Annotated in this window: 15 protein-coding genes, 1 tRNA gene and 1 pseudogene; 5 read left to right on the top strand and 12 right to left on the bottom strand. The window is 72.8% G+C overall.

The genetic code is table 11. From position 1 onward, the window contains the following. Nucleotides 1-114 precede the first annotated feature (114 nt). The gene (locus ABT057_RS08660) at nucleotides 115-717 is read right to left on the bottom strand and encodes a TetR/AcrR family transcriptional regulator (protein WP_352341732.1); all 603 of its coding nucleotides are present in this window, start codon (nucleotides 715-717) and stop codon (nucleotides 115-117) included. Nucleotides 718-874: 157 nt separating this feature from the next. On the opposite strand from ABT057_RS08660, the gene ABT057_RS08655 reads away from it, so the two are divergent. Next, complete coding sequence (locus ABT057_RS08655) at nucleotides 875-4,132, top strand: S41 family peptidase (RefSeq protein WP_352341731.1); 3,258 nt, start codon at nucleotides 875-877, stop codon at nucleotides 4,130-4,132. 68 nt (nucleotides 4,133-4,200) lie between these two features. Here the strand turns inward: ABT057_RS08655 and ABT057_RS08650 are convergent, their stop codons facing one another. The 4 genes from ABT057_RS08650 to ABT057_RS08635 all read right to left on the bottom strand — a co-directional run bounded on the left by ABT057_RS08650 (nucleotide 4,201) and on the right by ABT057_RS08635 (nucleotide 7,776). Continuing rightward, nucleotides 4,201-4,407, bottom strand: coding sequence for a hypothetical protein (locus ABT057_RS08650; protein ID WP_352341730.1), 207 nt, complete (start codon nucleotides 4,405-4,407; stop codon nucleotides 4,201-4,203). A gap of 92 nt (nucleotides 4,408-4,499) precedes the next feature. Beyond that, nucleotides 4,500-5,384, bottom strand: coding sequence for an SDR family oxidoreductase (locus ABT057_RS08645; RefSeq protein WP_352341729.1), 885 nt, complete (start codon nucleotides 5,382-5,384; stop codon nucleotides 4,500-4,502). Then, nucleotides 5,381-6,250: an alpha/beta fold hydrolase gene (locus ABT057_RS08640; protein ID WP_352341728.1), complete on the bottom strand. Its 870-nt coding sequence runs from the start codon at nucleotides 6,248-6,250 to the stop codon at nucleotides 5,381-5,383. Before ABT057_RS08640 ends, ABT057_RS08645 begins: the two co-directional genes overlap by 4 nt. Beyond that, nucleotides 6,247-7,776: a flavin-containing monooxygenase gene (locus tag ABT057_RS08635; RefSeq protein WP_352341727.1), complete on the bottom strand. Its 1,530-nt coding sequence runs from the start codon at nucleotides 7,774-7,776 to the stop codon at nucleotides 6,247-6,249. The genes ABT057_RS08640 and ABT057_RS08635 overlap by 4 nt, the downstream gene beginning before the upstream one ends. A gap of 172 nt (nucleotides 7,777-7,948) precedes the next feature. Between ABT057_RS08635 and ABT057_RS08630 the strand changes: the two genes are divergently transcribed. Continuing rightward, nucleotides 7,949-8,620 (top strand): MerR family transcriptional regulator, encoded by a 672-nt coding sequence (locus ABT057_RS08630; RefSeq protein ID WP_352341726.1) that lies wholly within the window; start codon nucleotides 7,949-7,951, stop codon nucleotides 8,618-8,620. Here ABT057_RS08630 and ABT057_RS08625 read toward each other — a convergent pair. Beyond that, nucleotides 8,608-9,411: an exodeoxyribonuclease III gene (locus ABT057_RS08625; protein ID WP_352341725.1), complete on the bottom strand. Its 804-nt coding sequence runs from the start codon at nucleotides 9,409-9,411 to the stop codon at nucleotides 8,608-8,610. The two genes, ABT057_RS08630 and ABT057_RS08625, sit on opposite strands and share 13 nt — an antisense overlap. A gap of 111 nt (nucleotides 9,412-9,522) precedes the next feature. Between ABT057_RS08625 and ABT057_RS08620 the strand changes: the two genes are divergently transcribed. Next, on the top strand, nucleotides 9,523-10,005 hold the full coding sequence (locus ABT057_RS08620) for a GNAT family N-acetyltransferase (protein ID WP_352341724.1): 483 nt from the start codon (nucleotides 9,523-9,525) through the stop codon (nucleotides 10,003-10,005). An 18-nt stretch (nucleotides 10,006-10,023) separates the two neighbouring features. On the opposite strand, the gene ABT057_RS08615 is transcribed toward ABT057_RS08620, so the two are convergent. Both ABT057_RS08615 and ABT057_RS08610 read right to left on the bottom strand, forming a co-directional pair. Further along, the gene (locus tag ABT057_RS08615) at nucleotides 10,024-10,716 is read right to left on the bottom strand and encodes a response regulator transcription factor (RefSeq protein WP_352341723.1); all 693 of its coding nucleotides are present in this window, start codon (nucleotides 10,714-10,716) and stop codon (nucleotides 10,024-10,026) included. Continuing rightward, on the bottom strand, nucleotides 10,656-11,969 hold the full coding sequence (locus ABT057_RS08610) for a sensor histidine kinase (protein WP_352341891.1): 1,314 nt from the start codon (nucleotides 11,967-11,969) through the stop codon (nucleotides 10,656-10,658). The genes ABT057_RS08615 and ABT057_RS08610 overlap by 61 nt, the downstream gene beginning before the upstream one ends. Before the next feature lie 168 nt (nucleotides 11,970-12,137). On the opposite strand from ABT057_RS08610, the gene ABT057_RS08605 reads away from it, so the two are divergent. Both ABT057_RS08605 and ABT057_RS08600 read left to right on the top strand, forming a co-directional pair. Beyond that, nucleotides 12,138-12,914 (top strand): ABC transporter ATP-binding protein, encoded by a 777-nt coding sequence (locus ABT057_RS08605; protein ID WP_352341722.1) that lies wholly within the window; start codon nucleotides 12,138-12,140, stop codon nucleotides 12,912-12,914. Further along, nucleotides 12,908-15,337, top strand: coding sequence for an FtsX-like permease family protein (locus ABT057_RS08600; RefSeq protein ID WP_352341721.1), 2,430 nt, complete (start codon nucleotides 12,908-12,910; stop codon nucleotides 15,335-15,337). The genes ABT057_RS08605 and ABT057_RS08600 overlap by 7 nt, the downstream gene beginning before the upstream one ends. Before the next feature lie 35 nt (nucleotides 15,338-15,372). Here the strand turns inward: ABT057_RS08600 and ABT057_RS08595 are convergent, their stop codons facing one another. From ABT057_RS08595 to sepX, 4 genes and pseudogenes are all read right to left on the bottom strand, one after another. Continuing rightward, nucleotides 15,373-15,816: a cytidine deaminase gene (locus ABT057_RS08595; protein WP_352341720.1), complete on the bottom strand. Its 444-nt coding sequence runs from the start codon at nucleotides 15,814-15,816 to the stop codon at nucleotides 15,373-15,375. A gap of 26 nt (nucleotides 15,817-15,842) precedes the next feature. Further along, nucleotides 15,843-15,956: pseudogene (locus ABT057_RS08590) on the bottom strand (UTRA domain-containing protein); the annotation flags it as partial. 817 nt (nucleotides 15,957-16,773) lie between these two features. Then, a tRNA-Ala gene (locus ABT057_RS08585) sits at nucleotides 16,774-16,847 on the bottom strand. Between the two features lie 81 nt (nucleotides 16,848-16,928). Continuing rightward, nucleotides 16,929-18,269, bottom strand: a complete 1,341-nt coding sequence (gene sepX, locus ABT057_RS08580; protein ID WP_352341719.1) for a divisome protein SepX/GlpR — start codon at nucleotides 18,267-18,269, stop codon at nucleotides 16,929-16,931. Between the last annotated feature and the right edge of the window lie 144 nt (nucleotides 18,270-18,413).

Raw genomic sequence — 18,413 nt, 5'->3', positions numbered from 1 at the left:
CTCCCGGTCAGGTCGTGGTGATCAGGGCAGGGGTGACCAACCCGGCGGGGAGGCAGGGGTGATCGGCCCGACGACGGGAGCGGTGACGTCAGGTGGTGCGGACCGCGGGGACGGTCAGGTGGTGGGGGCGCCGAGGGCGGGGAGGACCACGGCGTCGATGTACGAGACGAGGAAGGCCTGCGTGGGCGGCTGCTCGTCGAGCATGGTGCGGGCGGCGAACGCGCCGATCATCATGTGCGGCAGGTATTCGATCGCGGGGTTGTCCGCGCGGATCTCACCCCGGTCGATCGCCCGCCGCAGCACCTGCTGGAACTGGGCCATCTCCGGTTCGACAAGATGCTCCTTGAACGCGCTCAGGAGGTCCGGGTTGTCGTGGATCGCCATGCCCAGAGCCCGCATCAGCGCGGAGTTCTGTGCCATCTCGCAGTCGTCCGACCGCAGGGTGAGGGCGTGCAGGTCGCCCTTGAGCGACCCGGTGTCGGCGTCGTCGGCGAAACCGCCCGGCTTGTTGTGGCGTACGGCCTTCGCGACGAGTTCGGCCTTGCCGCCCCACTGGCGGTAGAGCGTGGCCTTGCTGGAACGGGTGCGGGAGGCCACGGCGTCCATGGTGAGGGCGTCGTATCCGACCTCGCGAAGCAGAGCGAGCACGGCCTCGTACAGCTCGGCCTCGCGCTCCGGCGTAATGCGACTGCGACGCGCCGTTGCGACCTCAGTCATGTCCGCTCATCCTCCGACTCGGCTTCGACTCGTCCCCCTACACCCATGAAGATACCCCGGAAATCATCGAAACGAAACTGTTTCGTACGTGCCTTGGGTCACGTGTGTGAGAGACGGATAAGTTGCCCGGCCGGTTTGACCGGAAAAGCATGGGGAGGTGAGCTATCTGCGCCTGCCCCATCTCAGCGGTGACCTGTTGTGCTTCGTGGCCGAGGACGACCTCTGGCTCGCCCCCCTCGACCGGCCGGACCGCGCCTGGCGGCTCACCGTCGACCGCGCGAAGGCCGGCCACCCCCGCTTCTCCCCCGACGGCCGGCACATCGCCTACACCAGCTGGCGCGGGGTCGGCCCGGAGATCCATCTGGTGCCCGTGGACGGCGGTCCCGGACGACGGCTGACGTACTGGGGAAGCCCGGACACGCAGGTGTGCGGCTGGACCCCGGAGGGCGACATCCTGGCCGTCGCCTCCCACGGCGAACCCTTCTCCCACTTCACCTGGGCCTACAAGGTCCCCATCGACGGCGACCCCGGCCGCAAGCTGCCCTGGGGCCCGGTCTCCGACCTCCAGGCCGCCGACATCGACGGCGAGCGCAGAACCCTGCTGCTCACCGGCACTCCCCCGCACGAACCGGCCGCCTGGAAGCGCTACCGCGGCGGCGCCACGGGCCGGCTGTGGCTGCACGGGCAGCGGCTGCTGGAAGGCCTCGACGGCCACCTGCACTCCCCCCTCTTCGCCGGCGGCCGGATCGCCTTCCTCTCCGACCACGAGGGCGTCGGCAACCTCTACTCCTGCGCCTACGACGGCTCCGGCCTGCGCCGCCACACCGACCACGACGCCTTCTACGCCCGGCACGCCTCCAGCGACGGCACCCGGGTGGTGTACCAGTGCGCCGGGGACCTGTGGATCGTCGACGACCTGGCCGCCGGCTCCCAGCCGCGCCGGATCGACGTGCGCCCGGCCGGGCCGCGGGCGGGGCGGCGGCCGTACCAGATCCCGGCCGCCCAGCACGTGGACGGGATCTCCGTGGACGAGACGGGCCGGGCGAGCGCCGTCGTCGTACGCGGCAGCCTGTACTGGCTGACCCACCGGGACGGGCCGGCCCGGACGATCACCGACCGGCCCGGGGTGCGGGTGCGGCTGCCCGAGATGCTCGGCCCGGGCGGGCAGGTCGCCTACGTCACGGACGCGGCGGGCGAGGACGCCGTCGAGATCGCCTCCCTGCCGCGGGCGAGCGGGGACCGCGCGCCGCGCCGGCTGGCGTCCGGGAAGCTCGGGCGGGTCCTCGAGATGGTGGCGGACCCGGACGGCGAGTGCATCGCCATCGCCTCGCACGACGGACGGCTGCTGCTCCTCGACGCGGGCGAGGACTCCGGGGGAACTTCTCGGACGGAGTCCGGGGGAGGCGAGGTGAAGGAGCTGATCTCCTCCGTCAACGGGCCCGTCCGCGATCTGGCCTTCTCGCCCGACGGGGCCTGGCTGACCTGGTCGCATCCGGGGATCGGGCGGTCGCTGCGCCAGATCAAGCTGGCACGCTTGAAGGACCGGCTGATCATCGATGTGACGGGCGGCCGGTTCGAGGACGAGAACCCGGTGTTCACCCGGGACGGACGGTATCTGGCCTTCCTGTCCTGGCGCGGCTTCGACCCGGTGTACGACGTGCACACCGGGGACCTGTCCTTCCCGCTCGGCTGCCGCCCCTACCTGGTCCCGCTCTCGTCGGCGACGCCCTCTCCCTTCGCGCTGAACCCGGAGGGCCGGCCTGCCGCCGGGGGCCTGGACCCCGTGGAGGAGGGCGACAACGGCGGCGCCGTGACGGTGGAGGTGGAGGGGCTGGAGAGCCGGGTCACGCCGTTCCCGGTGACCGCCTCCAAGTACTCGGCGCTTTACCCGGTCGCTGGCGGCGGCCTGGTGTGGCTGCGCTGGCCGATCTCCGGGGCGCTGGGCGAGACGTTCGCCAACCCGGACGACACCAGCGGGCGGCCCACGCTCGAGTACTTCAACATCAGCAAGGCGAAGAAGGCCGAACTCGTCGGCCACCTGGACTGGTTCGCGGTCAGCGGGGACGGCACCCGGCTGGTCGTGGTCGACGAGGACGAACTGCGGGCCGTCCCCGCGACGGAGTCCGGCGACCTGGACTCGACGGTCTGGATCGATCTGCGGCGCATCCTGCACGAGGTGGACCCGGGCGCCGAGTGGCGCCAGTCGTACGAGGAGGCGGGCCGGCTCATCCGCGCCTACTTCTGGGACCCGGGGATGTGCGGGATCGACTGGGACGCGGTGCTGGCGCAGTACCGTCCGCTGGTCGAACGGGTCGCCTCGCCCGACGAGTTCGCGGACCTCCTGCGCGAGGTCCTGGGCGAACTGGGCACCTCGCACGCGTACGTCACTCCCGCCCGCCGCAACGAGGGGCCGCCGCACCACCGACGGCAGCAGGGGCTGCTGGGCGCCAACTTCGTGCGACGCGACGGCGGTTGGACGGTGCGACGGATCCTGCCCGGCGACTCCTCCGACTCCAAGGCACGGTCACCGCTCGCCGGCACCGGGATCCGGGAGGGCGCGGTGCTCACCCATGTCGACGGACGGCCGGTGGACCCGGTGACCGGCCCGTATCCGCTGCTGGCGGGCGCGGGCGGTACGACGGTGGAGCTCACCTTCACCCCGGCGGAGGGCGCGGCAGGGAGCGCACGGCGCGTGGCGGTCGTCCCACTCGTCGACGAGCGCCCCCTGCGCTACCAGGACTGGGTGGCCAAACGGCGAGAGGTGGTACGGGAGCTGAGCGGCGGCCGGTGCGGCTATCTGCACATCCCCGACATGGGCGGCTCGGGCTGGGCCCAGTTCAACCGGGACCTGCGGATGGAGGTGTCCAGGCCCGCGCTGATCGTCGACGTGCGCGGCAACGCGGGCGGGCACATCAGCGAGCTGGTGGTGGAGAAGCTGACCCGCACGATCCTCGGCTGGGACCTCACCCGCGACGCCCAGCCGGTGTCGTACGCCTCGAACGCGCCGCGCGGACCGGTGGTCGCGCTCGCGGACGAGGCGACCTCCTCGGACGGCGACATGATCACCGCGGCCTTCAAACTGCTGAAGCTGGGGCCGGTGGTCGGGCAGCGCACCTGGGGTGGAGTCGTCGGCATGACCGGCCGGCACCGGCTCGGCGACGGCACGGTCATCACCGTACCGATGAACGCGGCCTGGTTCGACGCGTACGGCTGGTCGGTGGAGAACCACGGCGTCGCCCCCGACCTGGAGACCCTGCGCACCCCCCTGGACTGGGCCGAGGGCCGCAACACCCAGTTGGAGGACGCCGTACGCCTCGCCCTGGACCTGCTGATCACCGACCCTCCGGCGTCCCCGCCGGACCACAGCGCCGTACCGGACCGGTCGCGGCCGAAGCTGCCGCCGCGGACGGGATGAGCAAGGGGGAAGGGGCGCCCCGTCGAGGCGCCCCTTCCCGCTGTTCACCGTGGGCCGTCAGCGGCGCGTCAGATGACCTCGTCGTCGAAGTCGACGCGGCCTTGCGGGGTCCGCCGCTCGGACTCCTCCCGCTCCGGACGCATGCGCTCCATGTCCTCGTCGCTGTCGCGCTCACGGCCGCGCTGCGGCATCTGGTCCTTGGCCTGTCCGGCCTTCTGCCTGGCCTGCTGCTGCGACTGCCCGGACCGGTCCTGGAACTTGTCCTTCATACCCATGTGGGTTCACTCCTGTAGGGAGATGAGGGGTCTTGGACCCCGTGGTGGGGCCTCGACCAGATTCACACGGGCGGACATCACGCGCATTTCGATCAACTACGGTGCGTAGCGCGGGCCTGTTCGTCGGCCGCCCCGCCCGCCCCCACCAGCCCCGTCCGCATGCCCCGCAGCCTGGGCGCGAACCGCTTCATCTCCCGCTGCGCGACGGTCCCGACGACCCCGGGAAGGTAGCCGCGCACGCCCTGCATGCCCCGCAGCCACCACTGCCCGTACACATGACTCGACCGGCGCTCGACACCGGCCACGATCCGGTCGACGGCCGGGCCCAGCGGGTACGTCTTGTTCGACGGCCACGGCAGCCGCTGCCGCAACTCCCGCATCACGGCCTCCTGATCGGCGCCGCGCACCATGTCGGTGTCGGTCCAGGACAGGTAACCCACGCCGACCCGCACCCCCTTGTGGCCGACCTCGGCGCGCAGACTGTGCGCGTACGCCTCCACGCCCGACTTGGACGCGCAGTACGCCGTCATCATCGGGGCGGGCGTGATGGCGGCGAGGGAGGCGATCTGCAGCAGGTAGCCGCGGCTCTCGATCAGCGCCGGCAGGAAGGCGCGGGCCGTGACCGCCGAGCCGATGAGGTTGACCTCGATCACCCGCCGCCACGCCTCCGGGTCGGAGTCCTCGAACGGGCCGCCGGTGGCGACACCGGCGTTGGCCACGACGACGTCCACCTTCCCGAAGCGTTCCTTCACCTCCGCCGCCACCCGGACCATCGCCTCGTGGTCGGTGACGTCGGCGTACCAGTGGCCGCTGTCGCCGTGCAGCCGCTCGGCGACCCGCTTGAGCTCGTCCGGTTCCAGGCCGACCAGCGCGACCTTCGCACCGCGTGCAGAGAGCTTGCGGGCGAGCAGCTCGCCGACACCCCGCGCGGCACCGGTGACCACGGCGACCTGGCCCTCCAGGCTGACCTTGCTCATGCGCCCTCCTTCAACTGCGTGTACGTGGAGACGAGTTCCCGGATCCGGCCGGTGACCAGGTCGGGCGCCTCGACCGGAGTCATGTGGCCGAGACCGGGCAGTTCGGTCAGGCCGGCACAGACCGGGAGCGCGGCCGCGATCCGGCGGGCGTGGACGGGCGGGGTCATCCGGTCGGCCGTCCCGACGACCACCGCCGTCGGCACCCTCAACTCCCGTACGGCGTGGTCGAGATCCAGCAGGTTCAGCACATGCGACCAGGCATGCCGCACCCGGCGCGGGCAGGCGTGCACGATCCGGGCGCAGCGGTCCACCATGTGCGGGGCCGAACCGGCGCCCATCGTGGCGTACTTGAGGATCCTCTTCGCGACCGGCGTGACCGGTCCGAGCGGCGCCCGCGAGCCGAGGACGTGCCGGGTCAGCCAGGTCCGCAGCCGGCCGGCCCGCAGCGGTACGACGGTGGACTCGGCGACCAGCCTCGAGGCACCGGTGCTGCACAGCAGGACGGCGCCGGCATGCTCCTCGAACGCGTCTCGGCCGGCCGCGGCCAACACCGTCATCCCGCCCATCGAGTGACCGGCGATCACAGCCTTCTCACCGGGCGCGAGGGCCGCGGCGAGGACGGCCTCCAGGTCGTCGGCGAGGGCGTCCGTGCTGCACACCTCGGCGGCCGGGGTGCGTCCGTGGCCGCGCTGGTCGTAGGCGATGACACGGTGGTCGGCGGCGAGGTCCCGGATCTGCGCCGACCAGAACGCGGTGGAGCAGGTCCAGCCGTGCGCGAGGACGACGGCGGGCGCGCCCTCGGGGCCGTGGATCTCGACATGCAGCGGGGAGCCGTCGGCGGAGACGACGGTCAGCTCGCGCGTCACGCGGTCACCTCGCTCGCGCTGGGCTTGCGCGCGGGCGCGCGCAGCACCTCGTACTCCGCGAGGTCCACCCGCCGGGTCGCACGCCGGAACTCGGCTGTCGTGCCCGGCCAGACGGTGGTGTTGCGGCCGCTCGCGTCGAGGTACCAGCTGGTGCAGCCGCCCGTGTTCCACACCGTGCGCTTCAACCGGTCCTGCACCCGACCGTTCCAGGCGTCGACGGCACTCGGGCGGGCGTCGAGCGCCACGCGGCCTCCCCCAGTGCCTTGAGGGCCTGGGGGGACCCCCAGGACGTCCAGTTGGCGCAGATAGTCGGCCATGTAGTTCAGCTGGGACTCGATCATCAGGATCATGGAGGAGTTCCCGAGGCCGGTGTTGGGTCCGATCACCGACATCCAGTTGGGGAAGCCGGCGGCGGACGCGCCGCGCAACGCCGCCATCCCGTCCTTCCAGCTCTCCGCCAGCGTCCGCCCGTCGGCGCCCACCACCCGCTCGGCGATCGGCATGTCGGTCACATGGAAGCCGGTACCGAAGACGATCACGTCCGCCTCGGCCTCGGTGCCGTCCGCGGCGATCAGCGTGGACCCGCGGATCTCGCTCAGCCCGCTCGCGACGACGTCCACGTTCGGCCGGGCGATCGCCGGATAGTAGGTGCTGGACAGCAGGATCCGCTTGCAGCCGATGCGGTAGTCCGGGGTGAGCCTGGCGCGCAGGGCCGGGTCCTTGATGGCGCGGGCCATGTTCCGCCTGGCGAGCTGCTCCACGAAACCGAGCTCGTTCGGGTGCTTGGTGAACGCCTGCACCTGGAGCTCGCGAATGCCCCACAGGAGTCCCCGGCGGACCTGGCCGGTGAACGGCAGGGCCCGGTGGAGCGCCCGCTCCGCGCCGCTGATGGCACGGTCGACGCGGGGCATCACCCACGGCGGGGTGCGCTGGAACAGGGTCAGCCGGGAGACGGCCGGCTGGATGGCGGGCACGATCTGGATCGCCGAGGCGCCCGTGCCGACCACGGCGACCCGGCGGCCCGCGAGATCGTGGCCGTGGTCCCAGCGGGCCGAGTGGAAGACCTTGCCCGGGAAGCCGCCGAGCCCCGGAACGTCCGGGACCTTCGGCTCGGACAGCGGCCCGGTGGCGGAGACGACGACATCGGCGGCGTACCGCCCGCGGCTCGTCTCGATGTCCCAGCGCAGTTCCCGCTCGTCCCAGGTCATCCGCAACACCTCGGAGTCGAGACGGAGGTGGGGGCGGAGGCCGAACAGGTCGGTCACATGCTCCAGATAGGCGCGGATGTGCTCCTGACCGGAGAAGGTGCGCGGCCAGTCGGGGTTGGGCGCGAAGGAGAAGGAGTAGAGATGGGAGGGCACGTCGCACGCACACCCGGGATAGCTGTTGTCCCGCCAGGTGCCGCCCACACTGCCCGCCCGCTCCAGGACGACGAAATCCGTGATCCCCTCACGGCGCAGCCGCACGGCCGCCCCCAGCCCGCCGAATCCGGACCCGATCACCGCCACCCGTACGTGTTCGGTCATGCCGACTCCTCCCGCCGTCCGCCCCACCGCACCACTGCGCCAGTGAACACTGGCGCAGTCGGACTGTAGAGCAGCTCCGTACCGAGCGGTAGGGGCCGGGGGAATGACGTTCGCGCCGACGGCCGCCGCCGCGGGCACCGCGGGTACCGCGGGTACGACATAGGCTTCCGCCGTGGCGGACAAGCGCGAATACCGGACGGAGGAGCTGGCCAGGGAGGCCGGCATCACAGTGCGCACCCTGCGCTTCTACCGCGAGCGCAAGCTGCTCGCGCCCCCTCGCCGCGAGGGCCGTATCGCCTGGTACGACGACCATCACCTGGCCCGCCTGCGCACGATCTCCGCGCTCCTCGAACGCGGCCACACCCTGACCGGCATCGCGGAACTGGCGGACGCCCTGGACCAGGGCCGGGACGTGGCCGACCTGATCGGCGTCGGCGGCCCCACCGAGGAGGAACCGATCCGCCTCACCCCGGAGCAGCTCGCCGCCCGCTTCGAGGACCAGGCCACCCCCGAGAACCTCGCCGCCGCCCTCGACCTCGGCTACCTGGGCACCGACGGCGACGAGATCGTCCACGTCAGCCGCCGTCTGCTGGACGTCTCCGCCGCGCTGGTCCGCGAGGGCATCCCGCTCGCGGAGGTCCTCGCCGCGGGCGCCCGCGTCCGCGAACACGCCGACGCCCTCGCGGAACTCTTCACCACCCTGGTCCTGCGCCACGCCCGCGAGGAGGACCTGCCCCGCCTGCGCCCCCTGGCCCGGAGCGTGATGGAGGCGGAACTGTCACTGGCGCTGGACCGGCGGCTGCGGAAGGGGACTCGGCGGCCGCAGGGACCTCAGAGGTCGTAGACGACGGTCACCGGCGCGTGGTCCGACCAGCGCTCGCCATGCGTGGCGGCCCGCTCCACGTACCCCTTGACGGCCCTGCCCGCGAGACGGGGCGTCGAGACGTGGAGGTCGATCCTCCAACCTGAATCGTTGTCGAAGGCCCGCCCCCGGTACGACCACCACGTGTACGGCCCGTCGGCGTCCGGGTGCAGGGTCCGTACGACGTCGACGAAGCCGCCGTCCTCCGGGGCGAAGACGCGCGTCAGCCAGTCCCGCTCCTCCGGGAGGAAGCCGGAGTTCTTCTGGTTCGCGCGCCAGTTCCTCAGGTCGGCCTGCTGGTGGGCGATGTTCCAGTCGCCGCAGACCAGCACCTCGCGGCCGTCGGCGGCGGCGCGTTCGCGCAGGTCCTTCAGATGGGCCAGGAACTCGGTCATGAAGCGGACCTTCTCGTCCTGGCGGTCGGTGCCGACCTCGCCGGAGGGCAGGTAGAGCGAGGCCACCGTCACACCGGGGAGGTCGGCCTCGACGTAGCGGCCGGTGGCGTCGAACTCGGCGGAGCCGAAGCCGATGCGGACGGCGTCCGGTTCACGGCGGGTGAAGAGGGAGACACCGGCCCGTCCCTTGGCGGCGGCGGGGGCGTGCGTGACGTGCCAGCCCTCCGGCGCGCGGACCGCCGCGGGCAGCTGCTCCGGCTCGGCGCGCACCTCCTGCAGGCACAGCACATCGGCGGAGGTGTCCGCGAGCCACTCCACGAAGCCCTTCTTCGCGGCGGCACGCAGCCCGTTCACGTTCACGGAGGTCACAGTCAGCACCCGGGCACGATACCGGCACAATGGACCGGGCCCGGAAACAGCTCTCCCCCGCGACGGGCGGGCCCGGAAAACAGTTTCTCCCCGATTTGGCATAGACATACTGTGAGCAGCATGAATATACGCCGCGTGCCCTTCGACCACCCCGACGCCGTGAAGCTGAACGACGAGGTGCAGGCCGAGTACCACGATCGCTACGGCGACGGCGGCGACGCCACGGTCCTGGAACCCTCCGACTTCCTCCCGCCGCGCGGGGTGTACCTCATCGCGTACGACGAGACCGACCGCCCCGTGGCCACCGGCGGCTGGCGCAGCCAGGACGAGAACGGCGAGGGCAACGAGGACGGCGACGCCGAACTGAAGCGCATGTTCGTGATCCGGGAGATGCGCGGACTGGGCCTGGCGCGGCGGATCCTCTCGGCGCTGGAGGACGACGCCCGGGCGGCCGGCCGCGTGCGGATGGTCCTGGAGACCGGCACCGAACAGCCCGAGGCCATCGCCCTGTACACCTCCAGCGGGTACACGCCGTGCGGGAAGTTCGGCTACTACCGCGCGTACGACTCGAGCCGGTGCTTCGCCAAGCCGCTCGGTTCGTAGGACAGCCCGTGGGGCCGCTCAGCTTCTGAGATAGGCCAGTACCGCGAGGACCCGTCGGTGGGTGTCCTCGGCCGGCGGCAGGTCCAGCTTCGTGAGGATGCTGCCTATGTGTTTGCCGACGGCCGCCTCGGAGACCACGAGCGCCCTGGCTATCGCGCCGTTGGACCTTCCCTCCGCCACCAGCGCCAGCACCTCGCGCTCGCGTGCCGTCAGCCGGGCCAGCGGGTCGCGGCGCCGGCGCAGCAGTTGTCGTACGACTTCCGGGTCGACGACCGTGCCGCCGGCCGCGACCTCGCGCAGGGCGTCCACGAACTGCTCGACCTGGCCGACGCGGTCCTTGAGCAGATAGCCGACCCCGGTGCCGTCGCCGGAGTCGAGGAGCTCGGCGGCGTAGGCCCGCTGGACGTACTGGCTGAGGACGAGGACGGGCAGCCCGGGGCGCTCGGCGCGCAGCCGGACCGCGGCGCGCAGGCCCTCGTCCTGGAAGGCGGGGGGCATGCGGACGTCGGTCACCACGACGTCCGGCAGGTGGTCGGCGACCGCCGTCAGCAGGGCCGGGGCGTCGCCGACCGCCGCGACGACCTCGTGGCCGAAGCGGGTGAGCAGGGTCGTCAGGCCGTCGCGGAGCAGGACGCCGTCCTCGGCGAGGACTACCCGCAGGCCTTCTTCCCGCCGGGACGGCCCGGGTCGTCCGGCTCGCGGTTCTCGCAAGGTATCTCCACACGCAGCAGGGTCGGTCCGCCCGGCGGACTGGTCACCGACAGTGTTCCATCCAGCACCGACACCCGGTCCGCGAGACCGGTGAGGCCGGTGCCGCGCGTGCTGTCGGCGCCGCCGCGCCCGTCGTCCCCGACCTCCAGGACGAGCAGCCGCCCGCCCCCGCGCTCCACGTACTCCGCCCGCACACGCGCGCGTCGTGCCCCGCTGTGCCGGGCGACGTTGGCGAGCGACTCGCGGACCACGAAGTAGGCGGCGGCTTCCACAGCCTGTGGAAGCCGGGGCGCGGGCAGCACGCACTGCACGTCCACGGGGACGGGCGAGCGGTCGGCGGCGTCGGCGACGGCCGCCTCCAGGCCGTGGTCGGCGAGCACCTGGGGGTGGATGCCGTGGATCAGCTCCCGCAGTTCCGCGAGGGCGGCCCCCGCCTCGTCCTGGGCGCGCGCGAGATGCTCGGCGAGCGGTCCGCCGGGCGGGGCGTCGAGGCGGGCCAGGCCCAGGGCCATGGAGAGGGCGACGAGCCGCTGCTGGGCGCCGTCGTGCAGGTCGCGTTCGATCCGCCGCCGCTCCGCCTCGAAGGCGTCGACGAGACGGGCGCGGGAGCGGGTGAGGGCGACGACCCGCGCCTCCGGACCGCCGTCGCGCGGCGCGACCAGACGCCGGGTCAGCGCGGCCCGGGCCCCGGCCGCGGCACCGAGGACGTACGCGCCGGCCACCAGCAGCAGCGCCCCGAGCACGGCGGCGGCGAACGCGGCGGGCTGCCCGGTGACCGTCCACACCTTCAGCACCTTCACCTCCCGCCCGTCGCCGACCGTCGCCAGCAACAGCGGGGTCGCCGTCGTCGCCGCCGGCAGGACCAGCGCGACCAGGAGCAGGACCGCCTCGGCGGGCCAGAGCAGCCCCGCGGCGAGGACGGTGTGACCGAGCTCGCGCCAGGTGGCGCGCTCCCGCAACCGGGTCGCGAGCCAGGCACGCACGCCCGGCGCGTGCGGCTCGACGTGCGCGCCGGGCGCACGGTCCGTGTCGACCCACCGCAGCCGACGCCGCTCCACCGCGGCCGTGGGCAGCCCGGCGAGGACGACGACCGCGAGGAGCGGCACCCCCACCAGCACGATCGCCAGCACCACCCCGGCCGCCACCCACGCCACCAGCCCCACCAGGACGACGGCCCCGCCGACCGCGCCCGTCAGCAGATAGGCGGCGGCACGCCAGGGCCACGGCGAGAGCAGGTAGCGCGGCCGGGACAGCGCCTGCCACACGTTGCGGGGATGCGTGTCGATCACCGTAGAACCGTAGAAGGAGGGACGGGCGCGGGCCATCCGTCCAGGCGGAGCCCCGGGGGTATGGCAGGCCCTACCCCGGCTCTCGCCCCTGCCCCAACGACCTGACCGGCCCTGCCGCGCTTTCCTGGGGCCATGACCGAACACGCCGTCCAACTCACCGCCGTCCACAGGCGATACGGCTCCGCGGACACCGGTGTGACCGCGCTCGACGACATCACGCTCGCCCTCCCCCGCGGCTCCTTCACCGCCGTCATGGGCCCGTCCGGGTCCGGCAAGTCGACGCTGCTGCAGTGCGCCGCCGGGCTCGACCGGCCCACGTCGGGGTCCGTGCGCATCTCGGGCACCGAGCTGACCGGGCTGAGCGAGCGCCGACTGACCCTGCTGCGGCGGGAGCGGATCGGGTTCGTCTTCCAGTCGTACAACCTGCTGCCCGCGCTGACCGCCGCCCAGAACGTCGCCCTCCCGCTGCGCCTGGCCGGCCGCCGCCCCGCGAAGGCCGCGGTACGCGAGGCGCTGCGGCAGGTCGGCCTCGCCGAACGCGCCGGCCACCGGCCTTCCCGGCTCTCCGGCGGGCAGCAGCAGCGCGTCGCACTCGCCCGCGCCCTGATCACCCGCCCCGAGGTGCTGTTCGGCGACGAGCCGACCGGCGCCCTCGACTCCACCACCGGGCGGGAGGTGCTGACCCTGCTGCGCGCGCTGGTCGACGCCCACGGCCAGACCGTCGTCATGGTCACCCACGATCCGTCGGCCGCCTCGTACGCGGACCGGGTCGTCTTCCTGGTCGACGGCCGGGTGCACGACGAGTTGTGCGGAGCGGACGCGCAGCGGATCGCGGCTCGCACGGCCGGATGGGAGAAGTGGGGTTCCGGTACGTCCACGTCCACGTCCCCGGAGGTCGCCGCGTGCTGAGCGTCGCACTGCTCACCCTGCGGGCCCGCTGGGCCGCCTTCGTCGGCAGTTTCGTCGCCCTCGCCCTGGGGGTCGGGCTGCTGGCCGTGATGGGGCAGGCCTTGGCCGCCGCGCAGCACGCCCCGGAGCGCGCGCCGGAGCGTTTCGCGCTGGCGCCGGTGGTGGTGCAGGGGCTGAGCACCCTGCGGGTCACGACCCCGACCGGCGAACGCACGGCGAAGCTGACGACCCCTCACTCCGTCCCGACCGCGACCGTGGCCGCGCTCCGCGCCCTCGGCACGGTCACGCAGGACCGTTCCTTCCCGGTCCGGGCGGCCGGAGCGCCCGGGGGCCTCGTCGGCCACCCCTGGCCGACGGCCCGCTTCGCCCCGTACGAACTCGGCGCGGGCCGCCCGCCCGAGGCGGCCGACGAGGTCGTGACCACCGGGAACTGGGCGGCGCCGGGCGACCGGTTGCGCACCGGGGACGGGCCGGTACGGGTCGTCGGGACGGTACGCGCGCGTGGCTTCGAGAACGCGGTGTTCTACACGGAGGCGAGGGCCGCTCGGCTCGCCCCCGGTTCCCGGCAGCTGGTGGTGGAGGGATCGGACCCGGCGGCGGTGCGGGCAGCCGTGGGCTCGGCCGCGCAGGTGCTCACCGGCCCCGCCCGCAGGCTGGCGGACGCCGACCCGGACCGGGACACCGAGGCCCTCACCGCGCTGAACGCCCTGTTCGGCACCGCGGGCGGGGTGACGGCGTTCGTCTCGGTGTTCGTCGTGGCCTCCACGTTCGCCTTCGCGGTGGACCGGCGGCGCCGCGAGTTCGGGTTGCTGCGCACCACGGGTGCCACCCCGGGCCAGATCCGGCGGACGGTCCTCGCGGAAGCGCTGCTGGTCGGCACGCTCGCCTCGGCGGCGGGCTGCGGACTGGGCGCGTACGGCGCCCCGCGGCTGGCGGAACTGGTCGTCGACGGCGGTCTCGCGCCGTCCTGGTACACGATCGGCGGCGGCTCCTCCTGGCCGTACCAACTGGCCTTCTGGACGGGCCTGTCGGTCGCCCTGTGCGGGGCGGCCGCCGCGAGCCGGCGCGCCGGGCGGACCGCGCCGGCGCAGGCGCTGCGCGAGGCGTCCGTCGAGAGGCGCGCACTGCCGTTCGGGCGCCGGTTGTGCGGCGCCGCGCTGCTCGTCACGGCGTGCGCGCTCCTCACCCACGCCCTGTTGACCGACCCGGGCGACCTCCTGCACCGCAAGACCTACATCAGCCGCCCCATGCTCCTCATCACGGCGGTCGCACTGCTCTCCCCCGCGCTGGTCCGTCCGCTGATGCCCAGGCTGCCCGGGGTGATCGGGCTGCTGGTGCGGGAGAACGCCGTCACACAGGTCCGCCGCACCGCCGCCGTGGCCGCGCCCGTGCTGGTGACCGTGGCGCTCGCGGGCTCCCTGCTGGGCGCGACGGCCACCCTGGACGAGACGCGGGCGGCGGAGGCGGGGCAGCGGACGGCCGCGGACTTCGTGGTGACCGCGGAGAACGGCACGGCCCTCGCACCGGGCACGGTGGAGCGGCTGCGCCGCGTCCCCGGCGTCACGTTCGCCTCCTCAAGCGCGGCCACCGCCGTGTACACGCTGGAGGACGGGGTGGCGCTGGTGAAGTCCGAGGCGCGGGCGGTCGATCCCGGGGCGCTCGCCCGGACCGTACGGCTGCCGGTGACGGCCGGCCGGCTCGCGGACCTCGACGACGGTTCGATCGTCGTGACCGAGGAGTGGGCGAACCACTCGGTGGGCCGGCGGGTACGGGTGTGGCTCGGCGACGGCACCGAGCGTTCACTGCGGATCGCCGCCGTGCTGGCCACGGGAACCGGGGACGGCGGCGCGTACGTCAGCACGGCCGGCTCGGGTGGCGCGCCGGTGGACCGGGTCGACGTACGGGTGCGCGCGGACGCCGACCCGGCGGCGGTCGCGGCGGGGTTGCGGACGGCGGCCGCCGACGGAGGGCGGGTGCTGAGCCGCTCCCAGTGGATCGCGGCGGCCCACCCGCGGACCAACCGGACGACCCGCCTCGGCCTGTTCCTCGTCCTGGGCATCGCGCTCCTGTACACCGGCATCTCGCTCGCCAACACGCTGCTCATGGCGGCCGCGGACCGCCGACGGGACCTGACGGCCCTGCGGCTGGCCGGCGCCACGCGCGCGCAGATCCTGCGACTGACCGCCGCGGAGTCACTGACCGTCGTCGCCCTGGGCGGGGCGCTCGGCCTGCTGGTCACCGTCGTCAACCTGGCCGCGATGTGGGGCGCGTTGCACCTGGTCTCCGCACCGGCGGCGCTCGTCGTCCCCTGGCAGGCCCTCGCCTGGACGACGACGGCCTGCGCGACGATCGCGATGACAGCCACCCTGCCCCCGACAGCCCTCGCCCTACGCACGACGGGACCCCATGCTGCATGGACCTGAGGGGACTTGAACCCCTGGCCCCCTCGATGCGAACTCTACTGTGCGTGCTGCGCCCCGGAGGGCCACTGTCCGTCGGCGAACTGTCGCCCCCAGTAGTAGGGGTTCACCTCTGCGAGGGTTCGCGCTTCCCACTCGGTCGGATCGCCTTCCTGTGGGACTGCGACTTCCACTGACGGCCCCCAAAGCGCGAGCCGCTCCTGGCAGACACCGCAGGGGGGAAGGATCAGAATCCGCCCGTGTTCCAGATCCCGGCAGACGCAGGCGGAGGCGACAACGGCACGGTCCTGCGTATAGGCCTGGATGAGGGCCCCCGTCTCCTGACACAGCGCGACCGAGCCGTGCAGGTTGTCCAGGCCGACGCTGGTGAGGATCCCACCGTCGGCCAGCCGTACAGCCGCTGCACCACCCGGCTCGTCCAGGCGCCAACGCCGATCCATCAGATCCACGGCAGCGTCTATGAGGGCCTGGTCGAGATTCATGTAGGGGAGTCTGGCACAGCCCGTCTCGGTGCTGTCTCGTCGGTGAACGCGGTCCGGCAGATCAGGATGACTGGGGTTCCAGAGGAAATGCTCAACCGGTCTGCCTCATCCTTCGAGGGCATGCGCGGGCAGATCTCCTCGCCTTCGCCACGCCCTGGTCCCTGAGCAGACCTCGGCTGATCAGACGATCGCCGGCGGTTGGCGTCGGTCGGCTGCGGTCGCGGCAGTTGCTGTACTTCGCTGCTGTACGGCCACCGGCTCCACATCATGGGTCCTGCCGCCGTCGTCTACGACGCAACCCCCCGGCGCAGGCGACGGCGACGAAGAAAGTGCCGCCTATTGTCATAGGGAGGTTGGAAGCGAAGGGCCTCAGAGGGGGGTGTTCAAGGAAGGCTCGGCCGAACGCAATTCCGATCAGGGCGGCTGTCAGCCCGATCGCCCACAAGAGCAGTACTTGCAACCACATGCTCCGGGTGCTCAGCCAAGAAGTCATCGGATCATCATGCACCCGACGGGGTTAATCGGACATACGGTGGCTACGACGGAGTCGCCAGGCGCGGATCTCGCCGTAGAGCACGGATGCCGCAAGTATGAAGAGCACGGTCTCTATGCTCGCTGACCACGGTTCAGGCACCCACCAGTGACCTATGACCGCCCATCCAGCGAGGATCAGCACGGCAAGGACGTAGCCGCGCAGACGCACACTCAGCCGACGCACATCGCGCCGTGGTTCAACTGCCATGATGGCCCCGTGTCATTGCGGGATGGTGCTTGATCACAAGCGCATGCTGCTCACCTCTGCCCGGTAGGTCAATACTCCGGCAGGGACTCGGTGTTGGATCACGTACCGGCTGCATCGCGGCTCTCCAGCGTCGGCAGAGACGCAAGATCCGGAGTAGCTGCTGTACGGCATGTCAAAGCCCCGGTCGGGAATCCCGACCGGGGCTTTGAGCTGCGTGGACCTGAGGGGATTTGAACCCCTGGCCCCCTCGATGCGAACGAGGTGCGCTACCGGACTGCGCCACAGGCCCTTGCAACGAGTGAAACTCTAGCACCCCGATCGGCGTGCTTGGAAATCCGTTCCCCGAGGCCGGGCGGGGGTGCCGGGGGCCTCATTCGTTGGCCGCGCGGGGCCGCTCGCCGTCCTCGTACTGGTCGAAGAGCGGGGTGCGGCCGCGTTCGCGGGAGCGGCGTGCCGAGGCCGCGCGGCGGGCGTCGCTGCGCTCGTCGCCGTCCCCCGCCGCGTCCTCCGCGTGGTCCGTCTCCTCCGACGGCGTGTCTCGCGCCACGTCCCCGGAGTCCGCCGTCTCCTGCTCCGGTACGACCGTGCTGGAGCGGGCGGAGCTCCAGGCGTCGGGGGCGCCGAGGTCCACGTCGGACGTGGCGCGCGGGGCGACCGGTGCGGTCACGTACGTCGGCAGCGGTACCGGGACCGGGTCCCAGCTGTCGCCGTGTCCCGGGCGGCGCTGCCGCTCGCGCTGCTGGTCGACCCACTCCGCGTGGTCGGTCTGCTCGACGAGCGCCCTGCGGTCCGCCGCGAGGGCGAGCAGGCCCGGGTCGGTCTCCGGTTCGGCGCCCTGGTGCGGCTCCTCCGTGCCGGTCTCGGGGCCCGGGTCGACCGATGCCGCCGCCGAGGCCGGCGCGCGGCGACGGGGCTGGCGTTCGCGCAGGTGCTGTGCCGCGACCTCGGCGCGTCTGCGGTCCATCTGGTAGGCGAAGCGACGCCGCTCCTGGGTGCGCAGGTGCGCGATGTAGGAGCTGAGCAGGACGGCGGGCACGCCGGGTGCCCAGAGGAAAGCGAGCCCGCCGACGGCGGCGACGATCGCGCCGAGGGTGAAGGCGAGGAAGAGCAGGACCGTGGTGCGCCTGCGGCGTGCGAGCACCTTCGAGCGCTGGGCGCGTGCGGCGGCAGCCTGTGCGCCGGGCGGCGTGCGCCGGGCGGCCGGCACCCGCTGGTGCGCCGGGGCGGCGCCTCCTTCGGAGGAGGGTGCATGATCGTGCGCGGGTTTGGCCGACTGCTCGCGCGACGGGTCGCGCATCGCCTCGGGGCGTTCCTGTGCGCGTTCCTGCGCTCGGCCCTGGCCGCGGTCCGGACCCCGGTCCTGGCCGCGTTCGTGCGCGCGCTCGGGGACCCGTTCGGGATCGCGTTCCTGCACGGGTGCCTGCGCCCGGGCGCGGGTCGGAGGCATGGCGAAGGCCCGGACGTCCACCGAGTCGGTGACGGCGTCCGGGGCGTCGGCGCCCTGCTCCCCCTCCTCGGTGGAGCGCGCCCGCAGGTCCTTGGCGTACCGGCGCTCCATGCCCGCCCGTCCGGACAGCAGCCGGATGGCGGTGCTGAAGCGTTCCGTCGGACGGGCTTCGTTCAGCTCGTCCTGCCTACGGAGCCACATCGGCACCAAGTAGGCGGCCCAGGCCCCGACGATGACTGCGTAGATGAGGCCGCTGCTGCTCACGCCTCACACCGTAGAGGGGTTTGCGTGAGGCCATCCGCCAATTGGGCCGGTGTGTCGCACGATCTGGCTGATATTTCGAGCTTTTTTTGCGACCGATGCGATCAACAGATCACTTTCGAACGTTTATTCGGGCTTCGGGGCTGG

The sequence above is a fragment of the Streptomyces sp. NPDC002588 genome (genome assembly GCF_040295925.1).
In the GTDB taxonomy this organism is placed as follows: Bacteria; Actinomycetota; Actinomycetes; order Streptomycetales; family Streptomycetaceae; genus Streptomyces.
Note: the sequence above shows the minus strand (reverse complement) of the source record. Positions and strands in the feature narration are given on the sequence as shown.

Bases quoted from the DNA above. Each gene is read 5' to 3' on its own strand.
- ABT057_RS08645 (WP_352341729.1), bottom strand. From the start codon at position 5,384: ATGAGCAAGGTCAGCCTGGAGGGCCAGGTCGCCGTGGTCACCGGTGCC.
- ABT057_RS08660 (WP_352341732.1), bottom strand. From the start codon at position 717: ATGACTGAGGTCGCAACGGCGCGTCGCAGTCGCATTACGCCGGAGCGC.
- ABT057_RS08605 (WP_352341722.1), top strand. From the start codon at position 12,138: ATGACCGAACACGCCGTCCAACTCACCGCCGTCCACAGGCGATACGGC.
- ABT057_RS08595 (WP_352341720.1), bottom strand. From the start codon at position 15,816: ATGAATCTCGACCAGGCCCTCATAGACGCTGCCGTGGATCTGATGGAT.
- ABT057_RS08635 (WP_352341727.1), bottom strand. From the start codon at position 7,776: ATGACCGAACACGTACGGGTGGCGGTGATCGGGTCCGGATTCGGCGGG.
- ABT057_RS08650 (WP_352341730.1), bottom strand. From the start codon at position 4,407: ATGGGTATGAAGGACAAGTTCCAGGACCGGTCCGGGCAGTCGCAGCAG.
- ABT057_RS08620 (WP_352341724.1), top strand. From the start codon at position 9,523: ATGAATATACGCCGCGTGCCCTTCGACCACCCCGACGCCGTGAAGCTG.